This is a genomic window from Shinella sp. S4-D37 (assembly GCF_040812195.1).
Classification (GTDB): Bacteria; Pseudomonadota; Alphaproteobacteria; order Rhizobiales; family Rhizobiaceae; genus Shinella.
In genome coordinates this window covers 2,801,477-2,820,150 of the sequence record NZ_JBFNXL010000005.1, presented here as the reverse complement: position 1 = coordinate 2,820,150, position 18,674 = coordinate 2,801,477, and the positions used below count along the sequence as shown (strand labels likewise).

General features: G+C 67.1%; 19 protein-coding genes. 12 read left to right on the top strand and 7 right to left on the bottom strand.

Annotation, left to right across the window (positions count from 1 at the left end):
• Positions 1–83: 83 nt before the first annotated feature.
• The 7 genes from AB3G45_RS21320 (at position 84) to AB3G45_RS21290 (ending at position 5,525) form a co-directional block, all read left to right on the top strand.
• On the top strand, positions 84–305 hold the full coding sequence (locus AB3G45_RS21320) for a DUF2007 domain-containing protein (RefSeq protein ID WP_367832449.1): 222 nt from the start codon (positions 84–86) through the stop codon (positions 303–305).
• 196 nt (positions 306–501) lie between these two features.
• A complete protein-coding gene (locus AB3G45_RS21315) occupies positions 502–1,281 on the top strand; it encodes a tRNA1(Val) (adenine(37)-N6)-methyltransferase (protein WP_367832448.1) in 780 nt (259 codons plus the stop codon).
• Positions 1,282–1,359: 78 nt separating this feature from the next.
• A complete protein-coding gene (locus AB3G45_RS21310) occupies positions 1,360–2,235 on the top strand; it encodes a S49 family peptidase (RefSeq protein ID WP_367832447.1) in 876 nt (291 codons plus the stop codon).
• A 27-nt stretch (positions 2,236–2,262) separates the two neighbouring features.
• On the top strand, positions 2,263–2,454 hold the full coding sequence (locus AB3G45_RS21305; protein WP_367832446.1) for a hypothetical protein: 192 nt from the start codon (positions 2,263–2,265) through the stop codon (positions 2,452–2,454).
• A 231-nt stretch (positions 2,455–2,685) separates the two neighbouring features.
• Positions 2,686–3,756, top strand: coding sequence for a dTDP-glucose 4,6-dehydratase (locus AB3G45_RS21300; RefSeq protein ID WP_367832445.1), 1,071 nt, complete (start codon positions 2,686–2,688; stop codon positions 3,754–3,756).
• Between the two features lie 93 nt (positions 3,757–3,849).
• Complete coding sequence (locus AB3G45_RS21295) at positions 3,850–4,806, top strand: glycine--tRNA ligase subunit alpha (RefSeq protein ID WP_367832444.1); 957 nt, start codon at positions 3,850–3,852, stop codon at positions 4,804–4,806.
• Between the two features lie 20 nt (positions 4,807–4,826).
• Positions 4,827–5,525 carry an SDR family oxidoreductase gene (locus AB3G45_RS21290; protein ID WP_367832443.1) on the top strand — a complete coding sequence of 233 codons (699 nt, stop codon included), beginning with the start codon at positions 4,827–4,829 and terminating at the stop codon, positions 5,523–5,525.
• A gap of 156 nt (positions 5,526–5,681) precedes the next feature.
• Here AB3G45_RS21290 and AB3G45_RS21285 read toward each other — a convergent pair whose 3' ends face one another.
• The gene (locus AB3G45_RS21285; protein WP_306034023.1) at positions 5,682–5,879 is read right to left on the bottom strand and encodes a hypothetical protein; all 198 of its coding nucleotides are present in this window, start codon (positions 5,877–5,879) and stop codon (positions 5,682–5,684) included.
• A 185-nt stretch (positions 5,880–6,064) separates the two neighbouring features.
• Here AB3G45_RS21285 and purD point away from each other — a divergent pair, with 185 nt between their 5' ends.
• Positions 6,065–7,336, top strand: a complete 1,272-nt coding sequence (gene purD / locus AB3G45_RS21280; protein ID WP_367832442.1) for a phosphoribosylamine--glycine ligase — start codon at positions 6,065–6,067, stop codon at positions 7,334–7,336.
• Positions 7,337–7,440: 104 nt separating this feature from the next.
• Entirely contained in the window at positions 7,441–7,917 is a 477-nt protein-coding gene (locus AB3G45_RS21275) for a plant virulence effector HPE1-like domain-containing protein (RefSeq protein WP_367832441.1), read from the top strand.
• 127 nt (positions 7,918–8,044) lie between these two features.
• Here AB3G45_RS21275 and glyS read toward each other — a convergent pair whose 3' ends face one another.
• From glyS to AB3G45_RS21255, 4 genes are all read right to left on the bottom strand, one after another.
• Positions 8,045–10,159: a glycine--tRNA ligase subunit beta gene (gene glyS / locus AB3G45_RS21270; RefSeq protein WP_367832440.1), complete on the bottom strand. Its 2,115-nt coding sequence runs from the start codon at positions 10,157–10,159 to the stop codon at positions 8,045–8,047.
• A gap of 104 nt (positions 10,160–10,263) precedes the next feature.
• On the bottom strand, positions 10,264–12,207 hold the full coding sequence (locus tag AB3G45_RS21265) for a DUF2207 domain-containing protein (RefSeq protein WP_367832439.1): 1,944 nt from the start codon (positions 12,205–12,207) through the stop codon (positions 10,264–10,266).
• A gap of 80 nt (positions 12,208–12,287) precedes the next feature.
• On the bottom strand, positions 12,288–12,836 hold the full coding sequence (locus tag AB3G45_RS21260; RefSeq protein ID WP_367832438.1) for a LemA family protein: 549 nt from the start codon (positions 12,834–12,836) through the stop codon (positions 12,288–12,290).
• 103 nt (positions 12,837–12,939) lie between these two features.
• Complete coding sequence (locus tag AB3G45_RS21255; protein ID WP_367832437.1) at positions 12,940–13,179, bottom strand: hypothetical protein; 240 nt, start codon at positions 13,177–13,179, stop codon at positions 12,940–12,942.
• A gap of 169 nt (positions 13,180–13,348) precedes the next feature.
• Here AB3G45_RS21255 and AB3G45_RS21250 point away from each other — a divergent pair, with 169 nt between their 5' ends.
• Both AB3G45_RS21250 and ubiA read left to right on the top strand, forming a co-directional pair.
• Positions 13,349–14,158, top strand: a complete 810-nt coding sequence (locus AB3G45_RS21250) for a MipA/OmpV family protein (protein WP_367832436.1) — start codon at positions 13,349–13,351, stop codon at positions 14,156–14,158.
• Positions 14,159–14,235: 77 nt separating this feature from the next.
• Positions 14,236–15,189, top strand: coding sequence for a 4-hydroxybenzoate octaprenyltransferase (gene ubiA / locus AB3G45_RS21245; protein WP_367832435.1), 954 nt, complete (start codon positions 14,236–14,238; stop codon positions 15,187–15,189).
• Here ubiA and AB3G45_RS21240 read toward each other — a convergent pair whose 3' ends face one another.
• Positions 15,190–15,360 carry a hypothetical protein gene (locus AB3G45_RS21240; RefSeq protein WP_367832434.1) on the bottom strand — a complete coding sequence of 57 codons (171 nt, stop codon included), beginning with the start codon at positions 15,358–15,360 and terminating at the stop codon, positions 15,190–15,192.
• 169 nt (positions 15,361–15,529) lie between these two features.
• A complete protein-coding gene (locus AB3G45_RS21235) occupies positions 15,530–16,093 on the bottom strand; it encodes a DUF6101 family protein (protein WP_367832433.1) in 564 nt (187 codons plus the stop codon).
• A gap of 261 nt (positions 16,094–16,354) precedes the next feature.
• On the opposite strand from AB3G45_RS21235, the gene AB3G45_RS21230 reads away from it, so the two are divergent.
• Positions 16,355–18,673, top strand: a complete 2,319-nt coding sequence (locus AB3G45_RS21230; RefSeq protein WP_367832432.1) for a DUF1217 domain-containing protein — start codon at positions 16,355–16,357, stop codon at positions 18,671–18,673.
• Position 18,674: the final 1 nt, after the last annotated feature.

The window sequence follows — 18,674 nt, the reverse complement described above, 5'->3', positions numbered from 1 at the left end:
TTGAAAGACAATAGAAAGCGGGGCTTCCTGCGGCAAGAGGCGAATTGTCCCGCCTTACCAATTATGGCTGGAAAACGACCGGAATGATCGAATTGATCCGCACCAACGACGCCGTCCTGCTTTCCTTTGCGGAAAGCCTGATGAAGGAGGCGGGAATCCATTGCCTGATCGCCGATCAGGCGATGAGCATCCTCGAAGGCTCCCTCGGCATGCTGCCCCGCCGTTTCCTGGTCGAGAGCGACCGGGAGGACGAGGCGCGGCGGATCCTCAAGGATGCGGGGCTGGCGGCGGAGCTGCGGGCGTGAGGGCAATGGTTTTCGCAGTGAAGGCTGCATTCGGAGCACCCCCCTCTGCCCTGCCGGGCATCTCCCTCACAGGGGGGGAGATCGACTTGGGGCAGAGTGGTGCCACGATCCAATCTCCCCCCCTGTGGGGGAGATGCCCGGCAGGGCAGAGGGGGGTAGGCCAAGCCCGCCCCCACACGCGAAGGACGGCCCGCCCATGATCGTCACCGAAACCATCGACGCCTTCCACCGCGGCCGTTTCCACGTCGTCCAACCGAAGGGCATCGGCCATCGCTCGGGCATGGACGCCATGCTGCTCGCCGCGCTGGTGGCGGGCGAGGGGCCGATGCGCGTCGCCGATCTCGGCGCGGGGGCGGGGGCTGCCGGCCTTGCCGTCGCCGCATGCAACGAGAAGGCCGAGGTGCTGCTCGTCGAGCGCTCGCCGCTGATGGCCGGTTTCGCCCGCAAGTCGGCGGGGCTTGCGGAGAACGCGGCCTTCTCGGCCCGCGTCGAGGTGCTGGAGGCCGATGTGGGTCTGGCGGGCGCGGCGCGCGTGGCGGCGGGCCTTGCCGACGAGGTCTTCGACCACGTCATCATGAACCCGCCCTTCAACGACCGCATCGGCAGCCGCACGCCGGACGCGCTGAAGGCCGAGGCCCATGCGATGGAGCACGACCTCTTCGAGCGCTGGATCCGTACGGCCGGCGCGATCCTGAAGCCGGGCGGCCAGCTCTCGCTCATCGCCCGGCCGCAATCGATCGCCGAGATCATCGCCGCCTGCGGCCGCCGCTTCGGCGGCATCGAGGTCACCGGCCTCCATCCCCGCCCGGGTGAGCCGGCGCTGCGCATCCTCGTCACCGCCATCAAGGGCTCGCGCGCGGGGCTCGCGCTGCGCATGCCCCTCGTCATGCACGAGCCCGGCCGCCACGCCTTCACCCCCTTCGTCGACGACCTCAACAACGGCCGGGCACGCTATCCGCGCCTGTCGCAACCCTGAATATTCCGTGATTGCCTTGCGTTTTCGCCCGCCATGCATACATCAGCCGGGCAGACGAACAGGAGACAGGATCGCGCGATGGCCGGATTTTTGAAGACGCTGGTGCCCAAGAGGTTCCGCAAGGAGGGGGTCGCGATCCCGGTCGTCCGGCTGCAGGGGGCGATCATGGCGGCGGGCAGCCAGTTCCGGCCGGCGCTCAATCTCGCCAGCGCCGCGCCCGCGCTGGAAAAGGCCTTCGCCTACAAGGAGGCCCCGGCCGTCGCCATCTCCATCAATTCGCCGGGCGGCTCGCCCGTGCAGTCGCGGCTGATCTTCCAGCGCATCCGCGAGCTTGCAACGGAGAAGAACAAGCGCGTGCTGGTCTTCGTCGAGGACGTGGCGGCCTCCGGCGGCTACATGATCGCTCTTGCCGGCGACGAGATCTTTGCCGACCCGACCTCGATCGTTGGCTCTATCGGCGTCGTCTCGGGCGGCTTCGGCTTTCCGGAAATGCTGAAGAAGATCGGCGTCGAGCGGCGCGTCTACACGGCCGGTACGAACAAGGCGATCCTCGATCCCTTCCAGCCCGAGCGCGAGAGCGAGATCGAATATCTCAAATCCCTGCAGCTCGAGATCCACCAGGTGTTCATCGACATGGTGAAGGAGCGGCGCGGCGCGAAACTGGCCGACGACCCCGATCTCTTCTCCGGCCTGTTTTGGACCGGCGGGCGCGGCGTGGCGCTCGGCCTCGTCGACGGCCTTGCCGACATGCGCGCGGAACTGAAGAAGCGCTATGGCGAAAAGACGCGGCTGGAGCTGGTTTCCGCGCCCAAGGGGCTGTTCGGTCGCAGGGCGCCCGGCATCGGGGGGCTTCCCGGCGACATGGCGGAGCGTATAGGCTCTGCGGGCGTGGCCGCCGTGGCGGGCCTTGCGGAAGAAAAGGCGCTGTGGGGCCGCTTCGGCCTTTCCGGATAGGGCGCCGGGAAAACAAGGGGAGGGGCGATGGCCCAGATCATCTTTCTGCTGCTGGTCGTCGGTCTTGCCTGGTACGGCTATCGCAAGTTCGTGGCCGATGCCGAGCGCTTGAGCCGGTTGCGCAAGCGTTCGGAAGAGGAACGCCGCACCGGCGCGACGGGCACGCTCGTCAAGGACCCGGAGACCGGCGAATATCGCCTGCGCCGCGACGACGACTAGGGCGATTCGCGGCAATGTCGACAGGCCGGGGACAAGGCACGGCTGTGTGCCAGCGCGGGACCGGACGGCGGGCCGCGGCGTGCGGCTCCGGCACATTAACCATGCTGCGTAAGGTTAACGCCGGATATAAGCCTTGCGGCCGCCGGCCGGCGTTGCCGCCGCGGGTGGGAAGGCCGATCTAGCGGTCAGGGGCGCCACGAGGGCGGCCCGGCAGTGAACGGAGAATACCCAATGGCCTCGCTCGACCTCGACCGGATCCGCACCATCGTCGTGACGGGCGGTGCCGGCTTCGTCGGTTCGCATATCGTCGACGACCTCATCGCCCACTGCCCGAATGCGCGCATCCGCGTGCTCGACGCCTTCACCTATGCCGCCGACATGTCGCATCTCGACGCCGCCTTCCGCACCGGCCGCGTGACCTTGCAGGAGGGCGATGTCGGCAATCTCGACCTCGTCACGGAAATCCTGAAGGATGCGGACCTCGTCGTGCATGCGGCCGGCGAGAGCCATGTCGAGCGCGCCCTGTCGGTGCCGGAGCGGTTCACGCTGGCCAATGCGCTGGGCACGCAGGTCCTGGTCGAGGCGATGGGCCGCCGCCGCGTGCCGCTGATGATCCATGTCAGCTCCGCCGAGGTTTACGGTGCCGGCAACGGCCAGCCGGTCGGCGAGATGGCGCCGCTCCTGCCCGACAATCCGCTCGGCGCCTCCAAGGCCGCCGCCGAGATGCTGATCGCCGGCCTTCGCCGCTCTTTCGGCCTCGATATCCGCGTGCTGCGCCCGGCCAACATCGTCGGCACGCGCCAGAACACCGAAAAGCTGCTGCCGCGCTTCCTCGAGCTTGCCGCCGTCGGCCGGCCGCTGCCGGTGCATGGCGACGGCCGGCAGAGGCGCGGTTTCGTCGCCATGGCGGATTTCTGCTCGGCGCTGCGCGCGGTGGTGAGGCGCGGGGCGGAGAACGCCACCTACAATGTCGCCGGCGAGGATTTTCTCGATATCCTCTCGATCACCCGCCTCGTGCTCGATGCCGTGCAGGACCCGGTCTCCGGCGTCAGCCTCACCGCCGGCCGGCCGGACAATGTCAGCCGTCCGCCGCTCGACACGCGGGCGCTGGAGGGGCTCGGCTGGCAGGCGGAGAGCACGCTCGGCCGCGAGCTTCCGAGACTCGCCGCCTGGTACGGCGCGCGCATCCCGGGCGGGCTTCGCCGCCAGGTGCGGCCGGTGCCGGGCCTTGCCCCGCAGCGCGTGCAGGCCGTCACCCAGGCCGCCGGCTCCGGCCTCTTCCGCTCGCTCGAACGGCATTGATGCATTGAGGGGGCCGGGGGCTGAAACCCTTGACCCCCAAGGCGCATCGTGGCACCAGTCCGGCACCTTTCCAAGAATGCCCGGACGAAACCGATGACCCCTGCCGCCCTGCCTGACCACATGAACCCGACGCGCTCCTTCCAGGCGCTCATCCTGACGCTGCACAACTACTGGGCGGACAAGGGCTGCGCGGTGCTCCAGCCCTACGACATGGAGGTGGGCGCCGGCACGTTCCATCCGGCGACCACGCTGCGCGCGCTCGGCCCCCGCCCGTGGCGCGCCGCCTATGTGCAGCCCTCGCGCCGCCCGTCCGACGGCCGCTACGGCGAGAACCCGAACCGCCTGCAGCACTATTACCAGTACCAGGTCATCCTGAAGCCCAACCCGTCGAACCTGCAGGAGCTCTATCTCGGCTCGCTCGCCGCCATCGGCCTCGATCCGCTGCTGCATGACGTGCGCTTCGTGGAGGACGACTGGGAAAGCCCGACGCTCGGCGCCTGGGGCCTCGGCTGGGAATGCTGGTGCGACGGCATGGAGGTCTCACAGTTCACCTATTTCCAGCAGGTCTGCGGCATCGAATGCTCCCCCGTCGCGGGCGAATTGACCTACGGCCTGGAGCGCCTCGCCATGTATGTGCAGGGCGTCGACAACGTCTACGACCTCAATTTCAACGGCCGCGAGGGCGCGGAAAAGATCACCTATGGCGACGTCTTCCTGCAGGCCGAGCAGGAATATTCCCGCCACAATTTCGAGTTCGCCGACACCGCCATGCTGCACCGCCATTTCATCGATGCGGAGAAGGAGTGCCAGGCGCTGCTTGCCGCCGGCGCGCCGGGCGACGGCAATGCCTTGCACAAATGCGTGCTGCCGGCCTACGACCAGTGCATCAAGGCCAGCCATGTCTTCAACCTGCTCGACGCCCGCGGCGTCATCTCCGTCACCGAGCGCCAGAGCTACATCCTGCGCGTGCGCACGCTGGCCAAAGCCTGCGGCGAGGCCTTCCTTCTGACGGATGCCGGCGGCGCGAACTGGGCCGGCAACGCGGCTTGAATCCAACCGGGAGGAACGACATGGAAAAGGTAGCGATCATCACGGCGGGCGGCAGCGGCATGGGCGCTGCGGCGGCGAAGCGGCTGGCGGCGGACGGCTTCAGGATCGCCGTCCTGTCCTCCTCCGGCAAGGGCGAGGCGCTGGCGGCCGAGAGCGGCGGCTTCGGCGTCACCGGCTCCAACCAGTCGAACGACGACCTGAAGCGCCTCGTCGACGGCGCGCTGGAGCGCTGGGGCCGCATCGACGTGCTGGTCAACAGCGCCGGCCACGGCCCCCGCAAGCCGATCCTCGATCTTACCGACGAGGACTGGCATACGGGCATCGACGTCTATTTCCTCAATGCCGTTCGCCCGACGCGCCTCGTCACCCCGGTCATGCAGAAGCAGAAGTCCGGCGTCATCATCAACATCTCCACCGCCTGGGCCTTCGAGCCGAGTTCGATGTTCCCGACCTCGGCGGTCGCCCGCGCGGGCCTCGCCTCGTTCACCAAGATCTTCGCCGACACCTATGCGGCCGACAACATCCGCATGAACAACGTGCTGCCCGGCTGGATCGACAGCCTGCCGGCGACCGAGGAGCGGCGCGACGGCGTGCCGATGAAGCGCTACGGCACGAGCGAGGAGATCGCCGCCACCGTGGCCTTCCTCGCCTCCGACGGCGCCGCCTACATCACCGGCCAGAACATCCGCGTCGACGGCGGCATCACCCGCTCGATCTGAAATTTGCCCCTCACTCTAACCCTCTCCCCGCAAGCGGGGCGAGGGGACTTGCCTTGCAAACGTGCATTGGTTGGGGAAACCGGCGCGGCACATCCCCTTCGCCCCGCAGCCAAGGAGAAGGTGGCCGGCAGGCCGGATGAGGAGCTTGGTATCCGCTCAAGCCAGCGTCGAAACCTTCACGCCGAGTTCCCAGACGGGCTTCAGCGTCGGCATCGCGCCGGTGGGAAGCTGGCCGGCATAGGTCTGGAGCGCCCGGCGCACACCCGACGGACGGTCGACCGCGGCGCCCATCGTATAGGCGAGGAAGAGGGCGGTGAAACCGAGGACGTTGATGGTGAGGACGAGGGCTTTCATGGCGGTTGCTTCGAGGTTCGCGTTGTTGGTGACGCGACTATCGGCCAGAACGCGCCGCCGCGCGGTTCCCCGGGTGACAGGGGTGCTTCGGGTGGACAGACGCCCTCCATCGTCCGGCAACCCTTGACCTTTCGGCCCCGTCCCCTTAACCCGCCAGCAACGAAGGACGGATCGAGGGTATGGGCATGAAGGTTCTGTTGATCGGATCGGGCGGACGCGAGCACGCCCTTGCCTGGAAGCTCGCGCAATCGCCTCTGCTGGAGCGGCTCTATGCCGCCCCCGGCAATCCCGGCATCGCCGCCTGCGCGACGCTCGTTACGCTCGACCTCGACGATCACGCCGCGGTCGCCGCCTTCTGCCGCGAGAACGGCGTCACCTTCGTGGTGGTCGGGCCGGAAGCCCCGCTCGTCGCCGGCATGGCCGACGTGCTGCGCGCCGCCGGCATCGACGTCTTCGGCCCCTCGGCCGCCGCCGCGCAACTCGAAGGCTCCAAGGGCTTCACCAAGGACCTGTGCGCCAAGTACGACATCCCCACCGGCGCCTACCGGCGCTTCACCGATGCCGCCGCCGCCAAGGCCTATGTCGAGCGCGAGGGCGCGCCGATCGTCATCAAGGCGGACGGGCTTGCCGCCGGCAAGGGCGTGACCGTCGCCATGACGCTTAACGAGGCGCTGGCCGCCGTGGACGACTGCTTCGACGGCGCCTTCGGCGCGGCGGGCGCGGAAGTCGTGGTGGAAGCCTTCCTCGACGGCGAGGAGGCGAGCTTCTTCTGCCTGTGCGACGGCGTGAACGCCCTGCCGCTCGCCTCCGCGCAGGACCACAAGCGCGTCGGCGACGGCGACACCGGCCCCAATACCGGCGGCATGGGCGCCTATTCGCCCGCCCCGGTGATGACGCCGGAGATGGTCGCGCGCACCATGAAGGAGATCATCGAGCCGACGATCCGCGGCATGGCCGCCGACGGCCACCCCTTCCAGGGCGTGCTCTTCGCCGGGCTGATGATCACGGCCAAGGGCCCCGAACTCATCGAATACAATGTGCGTTTCGGCGATCCGGAATGCCAGGTGCTGATGATGCGGCTGGAAAGCGACCTGCTGCCGATCCTGCATGCGGCCGCGACCGGCCGGCTCGACACGGTCACCGCCGCCTGGCGCGATGCGCCGGCGCTCACCGTCGTCATGGCCTCGAAGGGCTATCCGGGCGCCTATGAGAAGAACACGCCGATCCGCTCGCTGCCGGCCGACGACGCGGCCAGCATGGTGTTTCATGCCGGCACAGCGCTGAAGGACGGCCAGCTGGTGGCGACGGGCGGGCGCGTGCTCAACGTCACGGCCGTCGCAAGGACCGTCGCGGAGGCGCAAAAGGCGGCCTACCAGGCGCTCGATCGGGTGGAATGGGACAACGGCTTCTGCCGCCGCGACATCGGCTGGCGCGCCGTCGCGCGCGAAAAGGCGTAAGGCCGGGCGGGAAAAACGCCGGATCGTTCAAATTTTACCATTTCCCCTGACGGGGCCGTAACCGGCAGGCGCTATTCTCCCTACAACCATAAGGGAGACCGTTGATGCGTACCCTGCTGCCGACCTTCGCCGTCATGCTTCTTGCCGCCCCCGCCTTCGCGGGTTCGATCGAGCCCCTCGCCGCGGCATCGTCCGGCGGCTCCAGCATTTCGGCGGTCCGCTGCGACGATTGCCCGGCGCTGAAGCCGAAGCCGAAACACGCCACCTACCATGTCGATGCCATCGACCCCGGCACGCAGAAGGTGGAGATCCGCGAGGAGAACGGCGAGCGCAAGATCTTCCGCACGGAAGCCTGGATGGGCGGTTCGCCCGTGCTCTTCGTCAGCAAGGCGCCGGCGGAGGTCCATCAGGCCGCCGAGGCCGAGAAGCCGGCGAACGAGAAGGCCACGAGCCTGGAAACCGTCGATGCCGGCGCCCGCACCGGCGCGCTGGACGAGGCTGCGGCCCACCCGACGGTTACGGCCGGCATGGCGACTTCACGGGAGTTTGATCCGGCAGGGTTTGAACTTCGGCTCAACTGACCCCATATTGAGGACGCCCTGCCTCTCAGTCCCTCCAGGCTGACAGGAATCCGCGAAAGCGGACGTTTTGCGCCCCTGACCTCAAGCGGGGGCGCAAGCGTATGTGCTCCCCTCCTCAAGGCCCGACCTATCCCGCGATCCTGGAGAAATCCGCGACCGTGCCCGTTGCCGCCCGGATGGCGGAGAGGAGGGCGAGGCGGTTGGCGCGGATGGCGGGATCCTCGTCGTTGACCAGCACGTCGTTGAAGAACTGGTCGACCGGCGCGCGCAGCATCGACAGGGCTTCCATGGCGAAGCGGAAATCCTCCCCGGCGACGGCGGCAGCGGCGTCCTTCGTCGCGGTCTCCACGGCGGCGTGGAGGGCCTTTTCGGCGTCGAGTTTCAGAAGGTCGGCCGAGACGGCGCCTTCGACGACGGTGCCCTTCTTCTCCTCGGCGGCCAGAAGCTGCGTGGCGCGCTTGGTGCCGGCGAGAAGGTTGCGGCCGTCTTCCGAGGTGATGAAGGCCGTCAGCGCCTCGACGCGGCGGGCCACCATCAGGAGATCGTCGGCCTCGGGCGTCAGCACGGCGTCGATCAGGTCGTGGCGCGCGCCCAAGTCGCGCAGATAGACCTTCAGGCGGTCGTGGAAGAAGGCGACGAGGTCCGCATCCTTGACGACGGAGCCGAGCGGCAGGCGGATGTTCTTTTCGAGCAGCATGCGGATGACGCCGAGGGCGGCGCGGCGCAGCGCATAGGGGTCCTTCGAGCCGGTCGGCTTCTCGTCGATCGCCCAGAAGCCGATCAGCGTGTCGAGCTTGTCGGCGAGCGCCACGGTGAGGCCCACCTTGCCCGCCGGCACGCGGTCGGAAGGGCCTTGCGGCTTGTAGTGGTCCTCGATTGCCTCGGCGACGGCGGCGTCCTCGCCCTGGAGCGCGGCATATTTGCGGCCCATGATGCCCTGAAGTTCCGGGAATTCGCCGACGGCCTCGGTGCGCAGGTCCGCCTTGGCGAGCACGACGGCCCGGTCGACCAGCGCCGCATCGGCGCCGATGATGGGGGCGAGTTCGGAGGCCAGCTTGCGGATGCGCTCCACGCGCTGCCCCTGCGTCCCGAGCTTGGCATGGAAGGTGACGTTCAGCGCGTCGAGCTTGGCCATGCGCTGGTCGAGCGGCTTTGCGAGGTCGAGGCCGAATTTCTCGGCCGGGGCCTTCAGCGTGTCGAGGTCCGGCAGGTCGCGCTGGTCGCGCAGCCAGAAGTGCTTGGCGTCCGACAGGCGGGCGCGCACGACCTTGCCGTTGCCGTGCACGATCTCCTTGCCGCCGTCCTTCGCCTCGATGTTCGAGATGAGGATGAAGTGGTTGGAGAGCGTTTCGGCGCCCGGCTTGCGGGTGACGAAGCATTTCTGGTTCGTCTTGATGGTGAGGCGGATGATCTCCGAGGGGATCGCCAGGAATTCCTCCTCGAAGGTGCCCATCAGCACCTGTGGCCATTCGACGAGGCCGCAGACCTCTTCTAGCAGGCCCTCGTCCTCGACCAGTTCGAGGCCGCTCGCAAAGGCGATGTTGTTGGCGTCGGTGGCGATGATCTGCTTGCGGCGCTCGGCGTCGAGCACGACCCTGGCCTTCTCCAGATTGGCGACATAGTCCGCGAAGCGGCGCACGGTGATCGCCTCCGGCGCATGGAAGCGGTGGCCGTAGGTGACGTTGCCGGCGACGAGGCCGTCGACCTCGAAGGGCACGATACGGGTTTCCTCGGTCTCAGAGCCGAAAGTGCAGACGATCGACTGCAGCGGGCGCACCCAGCGCAAGGCGCCGGGCTTTGCCGAGGCGACGCCGGAGCGCATCGATTTCGGCCAGGGGAAGTTGCGGATGATGCCCGGCATCACCCCGGCGATGATCTCGTCGGCGGGGCGGCCCGGCTTGACGATGTGGGCGACGTAGTAATCGCCCTTCTTCGGGTCCGAATGGACATGAGCCTCGGAAACCGAGGCGAGGCCCGCCTTGCGCAGGAAACCCTGGATCGCCTGTTCGGGGGCGGAGGTCGTCGGGCCCCTGATATCCTCGCGCACGTCGCTCGATCGGGCGTTGAGGCCGCGGATATCGAGCGTCAGGCGGCGCGGCGTCCAGTATTCGCGCGCGCCCTCATAGGTCAGTCCCGCATCCACCAGCGCGTCGGTGACGAGCTTCTTCAGATCGCCCGCCGCCTTGCGCTGCATGCGGGCGGGGATTTCCTCGGAGCGGAGTTCAAGCAGAAGATCGGGCATGGGGGTCACTGACTGATGGATTTTTCGACTGGCGGGGACTTAGCAAGCCTCAAGCCAAATGTCATCCGCCCAAACCCGAAAAGTCGGGCCGAAGCGGCGATCGCCTACCAGCCGCCGCCTCCGCCGCCGCCCCCGCCGCCGCCGGAGGAGCCGCCGCCACCGCCCGAGGAGAAACCGGAGGAGGAGCTTTTCGGCGGATCGGGCAGGGAGGCGGTCATGGTGCCCGCCATGGAGCCGGCAAAGCCGCCCATGCGATCGGAGAAGCGGCCGGAGGAAAAGCCCTCGCCATGATACCAGGCGGGCTGGTAGGCGGCGGCGGCACCACCGGCCGCCGCGGCGGCGGCGAGCCAGCGGCCGAAGGTCTCCGACCAGGGCTTTTCGACGCCGAGCGCCACGGCGTAGGGCAGCAGGGTCTCGTAATGGCGCGGCGACATGTCCGGCGCGCCGGCCATGTTCATGCGGTCCTTCTCGGCAAGCGTCAGATATTGCCGCAGGCCCTCGATGCCGTCCATCATCTTGCGGCCGAGCGGCGTCGGCGCGCCCATCAGGAAGAAGAAGACGAGATTGGTAACGACGATGCCGCCGACGGCGGCAAAGAGCGGCACCTGGCCGGCCGCCGCGCTGGTGACGAACAGAGTGACGAGGACGCCGCCGAAAACCGTGAGGAAGACGAAGCCGACAAAGGCGATCATCGCGACGGCGAGGATGCGCGCGCCGAGCGTTTTCGCCCGGCGGAAGTTCTGCCCGAGCGCCAGCGCGAAGATCGACACGAAGACCGAGGCGAAGACCGGCAGGATGACGAGCACGATGCCTTCCTCCGGCAGCGAGCCGAAGATCAGCAGCGCCGCGAGGCAGGCGAGCGAGAGCAGGATGCCGCCGATCACCTGCGGCCAGTTGGCGAGGTAGTATTTGTAGCGGTGCTCCTTCTCCATCGCCTGGCTGAAATCGTGGCCCAGCGACTGCACGCGCTTGCCGTTCGACTTGTCGATGACGAAGGTGCTGCCCGCCGCGCCCATGGTCTTGAGGAGCGCCGCCTCGCCGGTCGGCAGGGGCCTTTCGGGCGGCTTTTGCGTGCGGGTGACGGTGATGGAATTCTTCAGGTCCTTCAGTTCGACGAGGCCCTTGACGGCAAGATTGAGGAAGGCGGCGGAAATCGCCGTCCAGCCCTGCCGGCCGAACCCCTTCTCGTCGATATAGTTGACCAGCGCCGGCGATATGCCCTCCGGCGCATCCCAGCGCGGCACGACGACGCCGCGCGCCGGGTCGCGGCCGACGGAGAGCCAGGCCCACAGATAGTAGCCGACGACCAGCACGAGGCCGCCGAAGGCGAGGAAGAGGTTGCGGTTGTCCTTGAGGAACAGCGCGCGCTCCTCCGCCGGGCTCGGCCGGCTAATGCTGCCGGCCGGCATCTTCACGCCGATCGTCAGGCCCTCGTTCGGGCCCAGCGCGCGCGTCGTCTCGAAGGTCGCCCGGTTGCCGCCGTTCTCGCCGCGCGCATCCTTGCCCGTGGCGCCGAGCGGGCCGGTGAAGACGGTCAGGTCCTGCGCCCGCACGCCCGCCGGCAGCGTCACCGTCGCCGTCGCCTTCTCGATCGGAAAGGCCCATTCGGTGCCGGTGACGTTCCAGAACAGTTCGTCATGCGCGTCGAAGAAGCGGATCTGCCGCGTCGTCTCGTAAGTCAGGCGGTACTCGTGGAAACCCGGGTCGAGCAGCACGTCGGCCGAGCCGAAATAGATGCGGATGCCGCGGCGGATGGTTTCCGTGCGGTAGGGTTCCGGCCGCCCGTCGCGCTCGACGCTCAGGATCGTGAAGCCCACCTCGCGCTCGCGCCCGCCGGCATCGACGAAGGTCAGCGGGAAATCGCGATAGATGCCGCGGCGGATCCGGTTGCCCTCGGCATGGACGCGGATCGTCTCCGTCACGGTCAGGGTGCCGTTCTTCGCGACGGCGATGTCGGAATGGTAGCGGTCGAAATATTCCTCCGCCCGGGCCGCGCCTCCGACCAGAAGGCAGAGCCACAGCGCCAGGAGGGCGGCAATCCGCATCATGAAGGGGCTCCGGAATGAGAGCGTTTCCGGGAAAAGTGGATACCGGTTTTCCGTTCGGAAATGCGACAAAACAAAATGCTCTAGAATTTTACGGTGGGCACGGCCCGGTCGGCCGGGTTCTCGATCTCGAAATAGGGCGCTTTCAGGAATTTGAAGAGGCTGGCGACGAGGTTGGAGGGGAAGCTCTCGACCTTGACGTTGAGGTCGCGCGCCGCGCCGTTATAGTAGCGGCGCGACATCTGGATCTCGTTTTCCAGCGTCTCCAGCGTCTCCTGCAGTTCGGCGAAGTTCTGGTTGGCCTTGAGGTCCGGATAGGCCTCGGCGAGCGCGAAGATGCGGCCGAGCGCCTGGCTGAGCAGGCCTTCGGCCTGCGCCCTGCCGGCGACATCGCCGGCAGGGACGGCCTGTGCCCGGTTGCGCAGTTCCACCACCTTTTCCAGCGTGTCCTTCTCGTGCGCGGCGTAGCCCTTCACGGTCTCGATGAGGTTGGGGATGAGGTCGGCGCGGCGCTTCAACTGCACGTCGATGCCGGACCAGGCCTCCTCCTTCACCTGACGCGCCTTGACGAGGCTATTGTAGATAACGATGGCGTAGAGGACGACCACCGCCGCGATTGCCAGACCGATCATGAAAGTCTCCGCTCCTTCTTTGTCCCGGGAGCGACCTTAGCATTCGCATCGCCGCAGGAAAGCCCCCGCGGCGGACAATCGGTTCTCCTGAAACGCCGCGCATCTACAGCGTGGCGGCGCCCTTTTCCTCGACGGTGCGGCCGAGCGTCTCAAGCTCGGTGTCGATCAGGTGCACGTCCTCGTACCAGCCGTCGTCCTCCACCATGGCGCTTTCGGTGGCGGCGCGCTGGAGGGCGCGGGCCTCGGTGCGCAGCTTCTCCAGCTTTGCGATCTTCTCCTCGCGCGAAAGGCCGGTGTCGTTGCGGATTGCCTGCAGCTTCAGTTCCATCGTGCTGACGGTCATCGGGAAACTCCTTGTTCGTTCCCCCGCAAAACGCCGGCAAGGCCGATTCGTTCCTCGTCACCACCTAGCGGATGGTTAGCAAAGCGGTAATGAAACGCGGCTAATGTTCGCGCAATCGAAGGTTTCGGCAGCCCGCGGCGGGCCTGCCGGTGAAGCGAGGATTTTGGTTTTGCGTATCCGTGTCTCGACCGCAATGACTGCGGCCGCCCTCCTTGTCGCGCCCGTTTCCGCCCTTGCGGGCGAGGGCGGTCATTTCTGGTCCGGCGACTGGTATCTGAAGGTCGGCGCCGCCGGCTTCGCCGCGCCGCGCTACGAAGGGGCGAAAAAGTACCTGTTCCAGGTCACGCCGATGATCTCGCTCGGCAAGGCGGGCAGCACCGTCCGCTTCTCCTCGCGCAACGACAACCCGTCCTTCGCGCTGATCGACAATGGCGGCTTTCGCGCCGGCGCGACGGGAAAGCTCGTCATGCCGCGCGACGACGACGATTCGAAGGACCTGCGCGGCCTGACGCCGGTGAAGTTCGGCGGCGAACTCGGCGCCTTTGCCGAAGCCTATCCGACGGACTGGCTGCGCGTGCGCGGCGAGGTGCGCCACGGCATCCGCAGCCATGACGGCATCGTCGCCGATATTGCGGCCGACGCCTTCGTCGACGTTCGCCCGGACGTGCGCGTCTCGGCCGGCCCGCGCGTGACGCTCGCCTCCAACGACTACATGGACACCTATTACGGCGTGAAGCCGAACCAGGTCGCCAAGTCCGGCCTTGCCGCCTACGATCCGGGCGGCGGCATCCACTCGGTGGGCGCGGGCGCGGCGATCACCTGGCAGGTCAACGAGAAGATCGAGACGAGCGCCTTTGCAGAATACAAGCGCCTCGTCGGCGACGCGGCGAAGTCGAGCCTCGTCAAGCAACGCGGCGACCGCGACCAGGTGCTCATCGGCCTTTCGGCCACCTACCGGTTCGATTTCACGCTGCCGTGAATCCTTTCGACCTGCGCGGATGCTCCTGCGGCGCGGTGCCGGCTTGACCGGCACCCTGCCGCTTGCGATCAAGGCATATGATCAGTTCTCCGTCCGATTCCGGCCGCGTCGCCGACGCGCCGTCCCGAAACTGGGTCTATCGCGTGCTGCCGCGCGCGGCCTGGCCCTATGCGCAACTCGCCCGCTGGGACCGGCCGATCGGCTGGCAGTTGCTGCTGCTCCCCTGCCTCTGGTCGGCGGCGCTGGCGGCCAATGTCTCGGCGGCCATCGGCACCTTCGATCTTGCGCGCTTCGTCACGCAGCTTTTCCTGTTCTTCGTCGGGGCCGTCGCGATGCGCGGCGCCGGATGCACCTATAACGACCTCGTCGACCACGAGATCGACCAGGCGGTGGCCCGCACCCGCTCGCGCCCGCTGCCCTCCGGCCGCGTCAGCCGCCGGCAGGCGAAGGTGTTCATGGCGCTGCAGGCGCTCGTCGGCCTCCTCGTGCTCCTGCAGTTCAATCTCTTCACCGTCGTGCTCGGCATCGCCTCGCTGGCCATCGTCGCGATCTATCCCTTCGCCAAGCGCTTCACCGACTGGCCGCAATTCTTCCTCGGCATGGCCTTTTCCTGGGGCGCGCTGATGGGCTGGGCGGCGGAGTTCTCGGAAGTTTCGGGCGCCTCGCTGGCGCTCTACGTCGCCGCCATCGCCTGGACCATCGGCTACGACACGATCTACGCCCACCAGGACAAGGAAGACGACGCGCTGATCGGCGTGCGCTCCACCGCGCGCCTTTTCGGCGAGCGGACGGGACAATGGCTGATCGGCCTCTACGGCCTGACGGTCGCGCTGGTCGCGCTTTCCTTCTGGCTCGCCGGCATCGGCATCGTCGCCTGGCTCGGCCTTGTCGCCGCCGCCGCCATGCTCGCCTGGCAGATCGCCACGCTCGACATCGACGATCCGGAACAGTGCCTGGCGCTCTTCAAGTTCAACGGCGTCGTCGGCCTCTGCCTGTTCCTCGCGCTGGTCCTCGCCATCCCCTTCGCCTGATCAGCGGTGGCGCGGCCCGCGCGAGCCGGTCTGCGGGCGGTCTTCGCCGCGGCGCGGCGTCGTCGGGTGGAGTGCGATCTCGAAGCCGCGACGCGGCGGGCGGACGCGATCGACGGTCGTGCTGTCGACGGTGCGGATGCGGCCGAGGAGGGTGGTGAAGAACTTTGCCATCGTGATCGGTCCCTTGCTGTGCGTTCCCCGGTTCGAACCCGGTGTGTTGAACGCTGTTTCCCATGCCGGGCGCGGGAAAAGTGTTCCGGAGGGAACAGGCAAGGGCATACGAAAAAGCCGGCCGCAGGGAACGGCCGGCTTTTCCGGAGGTCATGCTGTCGTCGCAGGCTCAACGCCGGGCGATGATCTCCCGGCCGTCGATCTTCATCTGCACGCCGAGCTTGCCCGTGGTGCGGCGCACGAGGAAGCGCGGGCGGCGGTCGGCGAAGTAGGAATGGCGGCGGCGCGGCTTTGCCGGGCGGCTGCCGACCGTCAGGTTGTCGTCGAGCGGCCGGGCGATGCCGTCGGCCTCGACCATCAGCATGGGGATGCGGTAGGCCTCGGCCCAGCTGCGCCAGTCGGCGGCGATGTCGCACAGGTCGTGCGCCACGAGCAGCGGGATGCACAGGTCCGGGTCGTCATGGTGCAGTTCGAGGGTGACGGTCACGTCGCCGTTGCCATGGTCGATGGCGCGGGCGGCGACGCCCTTGAAGGCGCGGGCCGGCAGGGCGATCGAGAGCGGCAGGCCGCTTGCGGGCAGGACCTTGCGCAGCACGGCGCCGCGCTCGTCGAGCGTGATGGTGGCGTCGGTTCCCTCGGCGCGCAGCTCGAAGGTCACCTGCTGCGGGAAGCGCCTGGGATCGAGCCGGAGCGTGGTGCCGGCCCAGGCCGGCTTGGAAACGGTATTCAGCATGTCTTTCGCCCTTGTTTTCCTTGAGAGCCGGTGTCCGGTCTTCCCATCGGGACTTTTCGTCCTCTGAGGGCGAGAATAGGCGTGCCCCCTTCCGAGCCGCTTAAAAATTGCGGTTAAGAAAACTTTGCGGTTCCTGATGGTTAGCAAAACCGCACGGGCTAGGGTTTAGGAGAGGTGAACGCTTGCGACAGGCCGGGACAAGCCTCGCGCGCGAGAGTGACCCCGATCGGCCCGCCCGTTTTGTCGAAAGAGACCTCTCCCATGCTGTCCACCTTTACGAGCTACAACCTCATCACGCGCGACATGCTGGTGTCGCTGGATCGCACGGCGAACGAGACGGTCACGGCCCGCGAGGCCGCGTACTACAAGGAAAACATCGGCAAGGTGACCACGGTCGACGCGTTCCTCGACGACTACCGGCTCTATTCCTACGCCATGAAGGCCTATGGCCTGGAAGACATGAGCTATGCCACGGCCTTCATGCGCAAGGTCTTGGAAAGCGACCCGTCGGACGAGAGCAGCTTCGTCAACATGCTGACGGATTCGCGCTACCGCGAGTTCGCCAACGCCTTCAGCTTCGAGGCGTCCACCGCCTCGGCGCAGACCGAGGTGCAGCTCGACGAGGTCATCGGCCTCTATTCGGCGACGGCGGCCAATGCGGGCGCGGCGATCAAGGAGGAGACGCGCTACTACAATGCCGTCATCGACACGGTGACGAGCGTCGACCAGCTCCTGAACAACGACCGGCTGCGCAGCTACGTCTTCACCGCCTTCGGCATCGATCCCACGACCTGGTCGCGCCAGACGATCCGCGGCGTGCTGACGAGCGACCTCGACGATCCGGGCAGCTACTTCAACACGCAGTTCACCGACAAGGCGACGGCCGCCCAGGCGGCCATCACGACCGCCAATGCCGAGCTGGCGACGCTGGATGCCGACGCCGACGCGGCCCGCATCGCCGTCCTCAAGGCGGAAATCTCCCGCCAGAACGCCGTCATCGCCAATGTCGAGAAATACGGCACGCTCGTCAGCGCCTTCAATTTCTCCACCGATGGCACGGCGGCGGCCGGCACGGTGCAGACCGCCGCCCAGAAGACCAGCACGAGCGAGCTCTACACGCTCTCCAATCCGCGCGTGACGACGGCCGCCGCGGTGATCCACAGGGACTATTTCGAAGGCCGGATAAGCAGCATCACGACGGCGAGCCAGCTTGCCGCCGATCCGCGCATGGTCAGCTATCTCAAGGTCGCCTTCGGGCTCGACAAGCTGTCGGTCGTCAGCTCCACCATCACCAACATCCTGACCAGCGATCCCGACCCGGCCAATCCCGACAGCTACATCAACAGGTTCGGCGGGGCGGACAAGGAGGCCTATTTCGCCATGCAGGCCGCCTTCAACTTCCAGGAGGACGGCACGCTGGCCGCGGGCGACGCGGCGCAGACCGCATCGCAGACCGCATCGGTCACGGCGGGCTACCTGACCCGCTACAACGACAAGGACGACGAGGCGGACGAACTGGCCATCAAGCGCTTCAAGGGCCAGATCGGCGCGGTGAAGACCGTGAGCGACTTCGTCGGCGAGGCCACTGTCTACGACTTCGCGTTGAAGGCCTTCGGCCTCGATCCGTCCGCGGTCTCGGCGCTGACGATCAAGAACGTCCTGAAGAGCGACCTCAACGATCCCAAGAGCTATGTGTATCAGTTGAAGGACGAGCGCTTCGTCGAGCTCGCCAAGGCGTTCAATTTCGGGGCGGACGGCAATATCACGGCGCCGAAGCTGGCGCAGTCCGAATCCGAGATCCTCGTCATGTCGCGCGCCTATGTGACGGCCAAGTCCCGTTTCGGAACGGAAGATGACAAGACCCTGGCGGAGGAGGAGGCGAAATATTACTCCATCCAGATGCAGACAGTCGAGAATGTCGAGGAATTCCTGTCCGACCCGCGCCTCGTCGCCTTCGTGCTGACGGCCAACGGCATCGACCCGGAAAGCGTCGATGCGGAGTTCATGGCGAAGATCTTCACCTCCGATCTCGACGATCCCGACAGCTTCGCCAACCAGCAGCCCGACCGCGCCTATCGCAAGATCGTCGCCGCGTTCAACTTCAACGCCGAGGGGCAGGTCGTGCGGCAGGACGATGCCGACATCCAGTCGCGCCGCGGCATCTACCAGACGATCGACAGCTACCTGCGACAGAAACTGGAAGAGGACGCCGGCAACGACAATGCCGGCGTGCGCCTGGCGCTCTATTTCGAGCGCAAGGCGGAAACGGTGATCAGCCCCTACGACCTCATCGCCGACGAGGCGCTCTTCGAGGTCTTCAAGGTGCTCTACGAACTGCCTGACGAGATCGCCAGCGCCGACATCGACGCCCAGGCCGACATGATCGAGCGCTATCTCGACCTGGAGGACCTGCAGGATTCGGAAAAGGTCTCCAAGATGATCGTGAAGTTCTCCGTGCTCTACGACCTGGAGAACCAGACCGTGACGGACCCGGCCCTTTCGGTGCTCACCAGTTCGGGCTCGGCCGGCATCAGCGCCGATCTCATGATGTCGCTGGCGCAGTTGCGCACCGGCGGCTGAA

Coding starts and splice junctions, on each gene's coding strand:
- AB3G45_RS21320 (WP_367832449.1), top strand. CDS start 84: ATGATCGAATTGATCCGCACCAACGACGCCGTCCTGCTTTCCTTTGCG.
- AB3G45_RS21315 (WP_367832448.1), top strand. CDS start 502: ATGATCGTCACCGAAACCATCGACGCCTTCCACCGCGGCCGTTTCCAC.
- AB3G45_RS21310 (WP_367832447.1), top strand. CDS start 1,360: ATGGCCGGATTTTTGAAGACGCTGGTGCCCAAGAGGTTCCGCAAGGAG.
- AB3G45_RS21305 (WP_367832446.1), top strand. CDS start 2,263: ATGGCCCAGATCATCTTTCTGCTGCTGGTCGTCGGTCTTGCCTGGTAC.
- AB3G45_RS21300 (WP_367832445.1), top strand. CDS start 2,686: ATGGCCTCGCTCGACCTCGACCGGATCCGCACCATCGTCGTGACGGGC.
- AB3G45_RS21295 (WP_367832444.1), top strand. CDS start 3,850: ATGACCCCTGCCGCCCTGCCTGACCACATGAACCCGACGCGCTCCTTC.
- AB3G45_RS21290 (WP_367832443.1), top strand. CDS start 4,827: ATGGAAAAGGTAGCGATCATCACGGCGGGCGGCAGCGGCATGGGCGCT.
- AB3G45_RS21285 (WP_306034023.1), bottom strand. CDS start 5,879: ATGAAAGCCCTCGTCCTCACCATCAACGTCCTCGGTTTCACCGCCCTC.
- purD (WP_367832442.1), top strand. CDS start 6,065: ATGAAGGTTCTGTTGATCGGATCGGGCGGACGCGAGCACGCCCTTGCC.
- AB3G45_RS21275 (WP_367832441.1), top strand. CDS start 7,441: ATGCGTACCCTGCTGCCGACCTTCGCCGTCATGCTTCTTGCCGCCCCC.
- glyS (WP_367832440.1), bottom strand. CDS start 10,159: ATGCCCGATCTTCTGCTTGAACTCCGCTCCGAGGAAATCCCCGCCCGC.
- AB3G45_RS21265 (WP_367832439.1), bottom strand. CDS start 12,207: ATGATGCGGATTGCCGCCCTCCTGGCGCTGTGGCTCTGCCTTCTGGTC.
- AB3G45_RS21260 (WP_367832438.1), bottom strand. CDS start 12,836: ATGATCGGTCTGGCAATCGCGGCGGTGGTCGTCCTCTACGCCATCGTT.
- AB3G45_RS21255 (WP_367832437.1), bottom strand. CDS start 13,179: ATGACCGTCAGCACGATGGAACTGAAGCTGCAGGCAATCCGCAACGAC.
- ubiA (WP_367832435.1), top strand. CDS start 14,236: ATGATCAGTTCTCCGTCCGATTCCGGCCGCGTCGCCGACGCGCCGTCC.
- AB3G45_RS21240 (WP_367832434.1), bottom strand. CDS start 15,360: ATGGCAAAGTTCTTCACCACCCTCCTCGGCCGCATCCGCACCGTCGAC.
- AB3G45_RS21235 (WP_367832433.1), bottom strand. CDS start 16,093: ATGCTGAATACCGTTTCCAAGCCGGCCTGGGCCGGCACCACGCTCCGG.
- AB3G45_RS21230 (WP_367832432.1), top strand. CDS start 16,355: ATGCTGTCCACCTTTACGAGCTACAACCTCATCACGCGCGACATGCTG.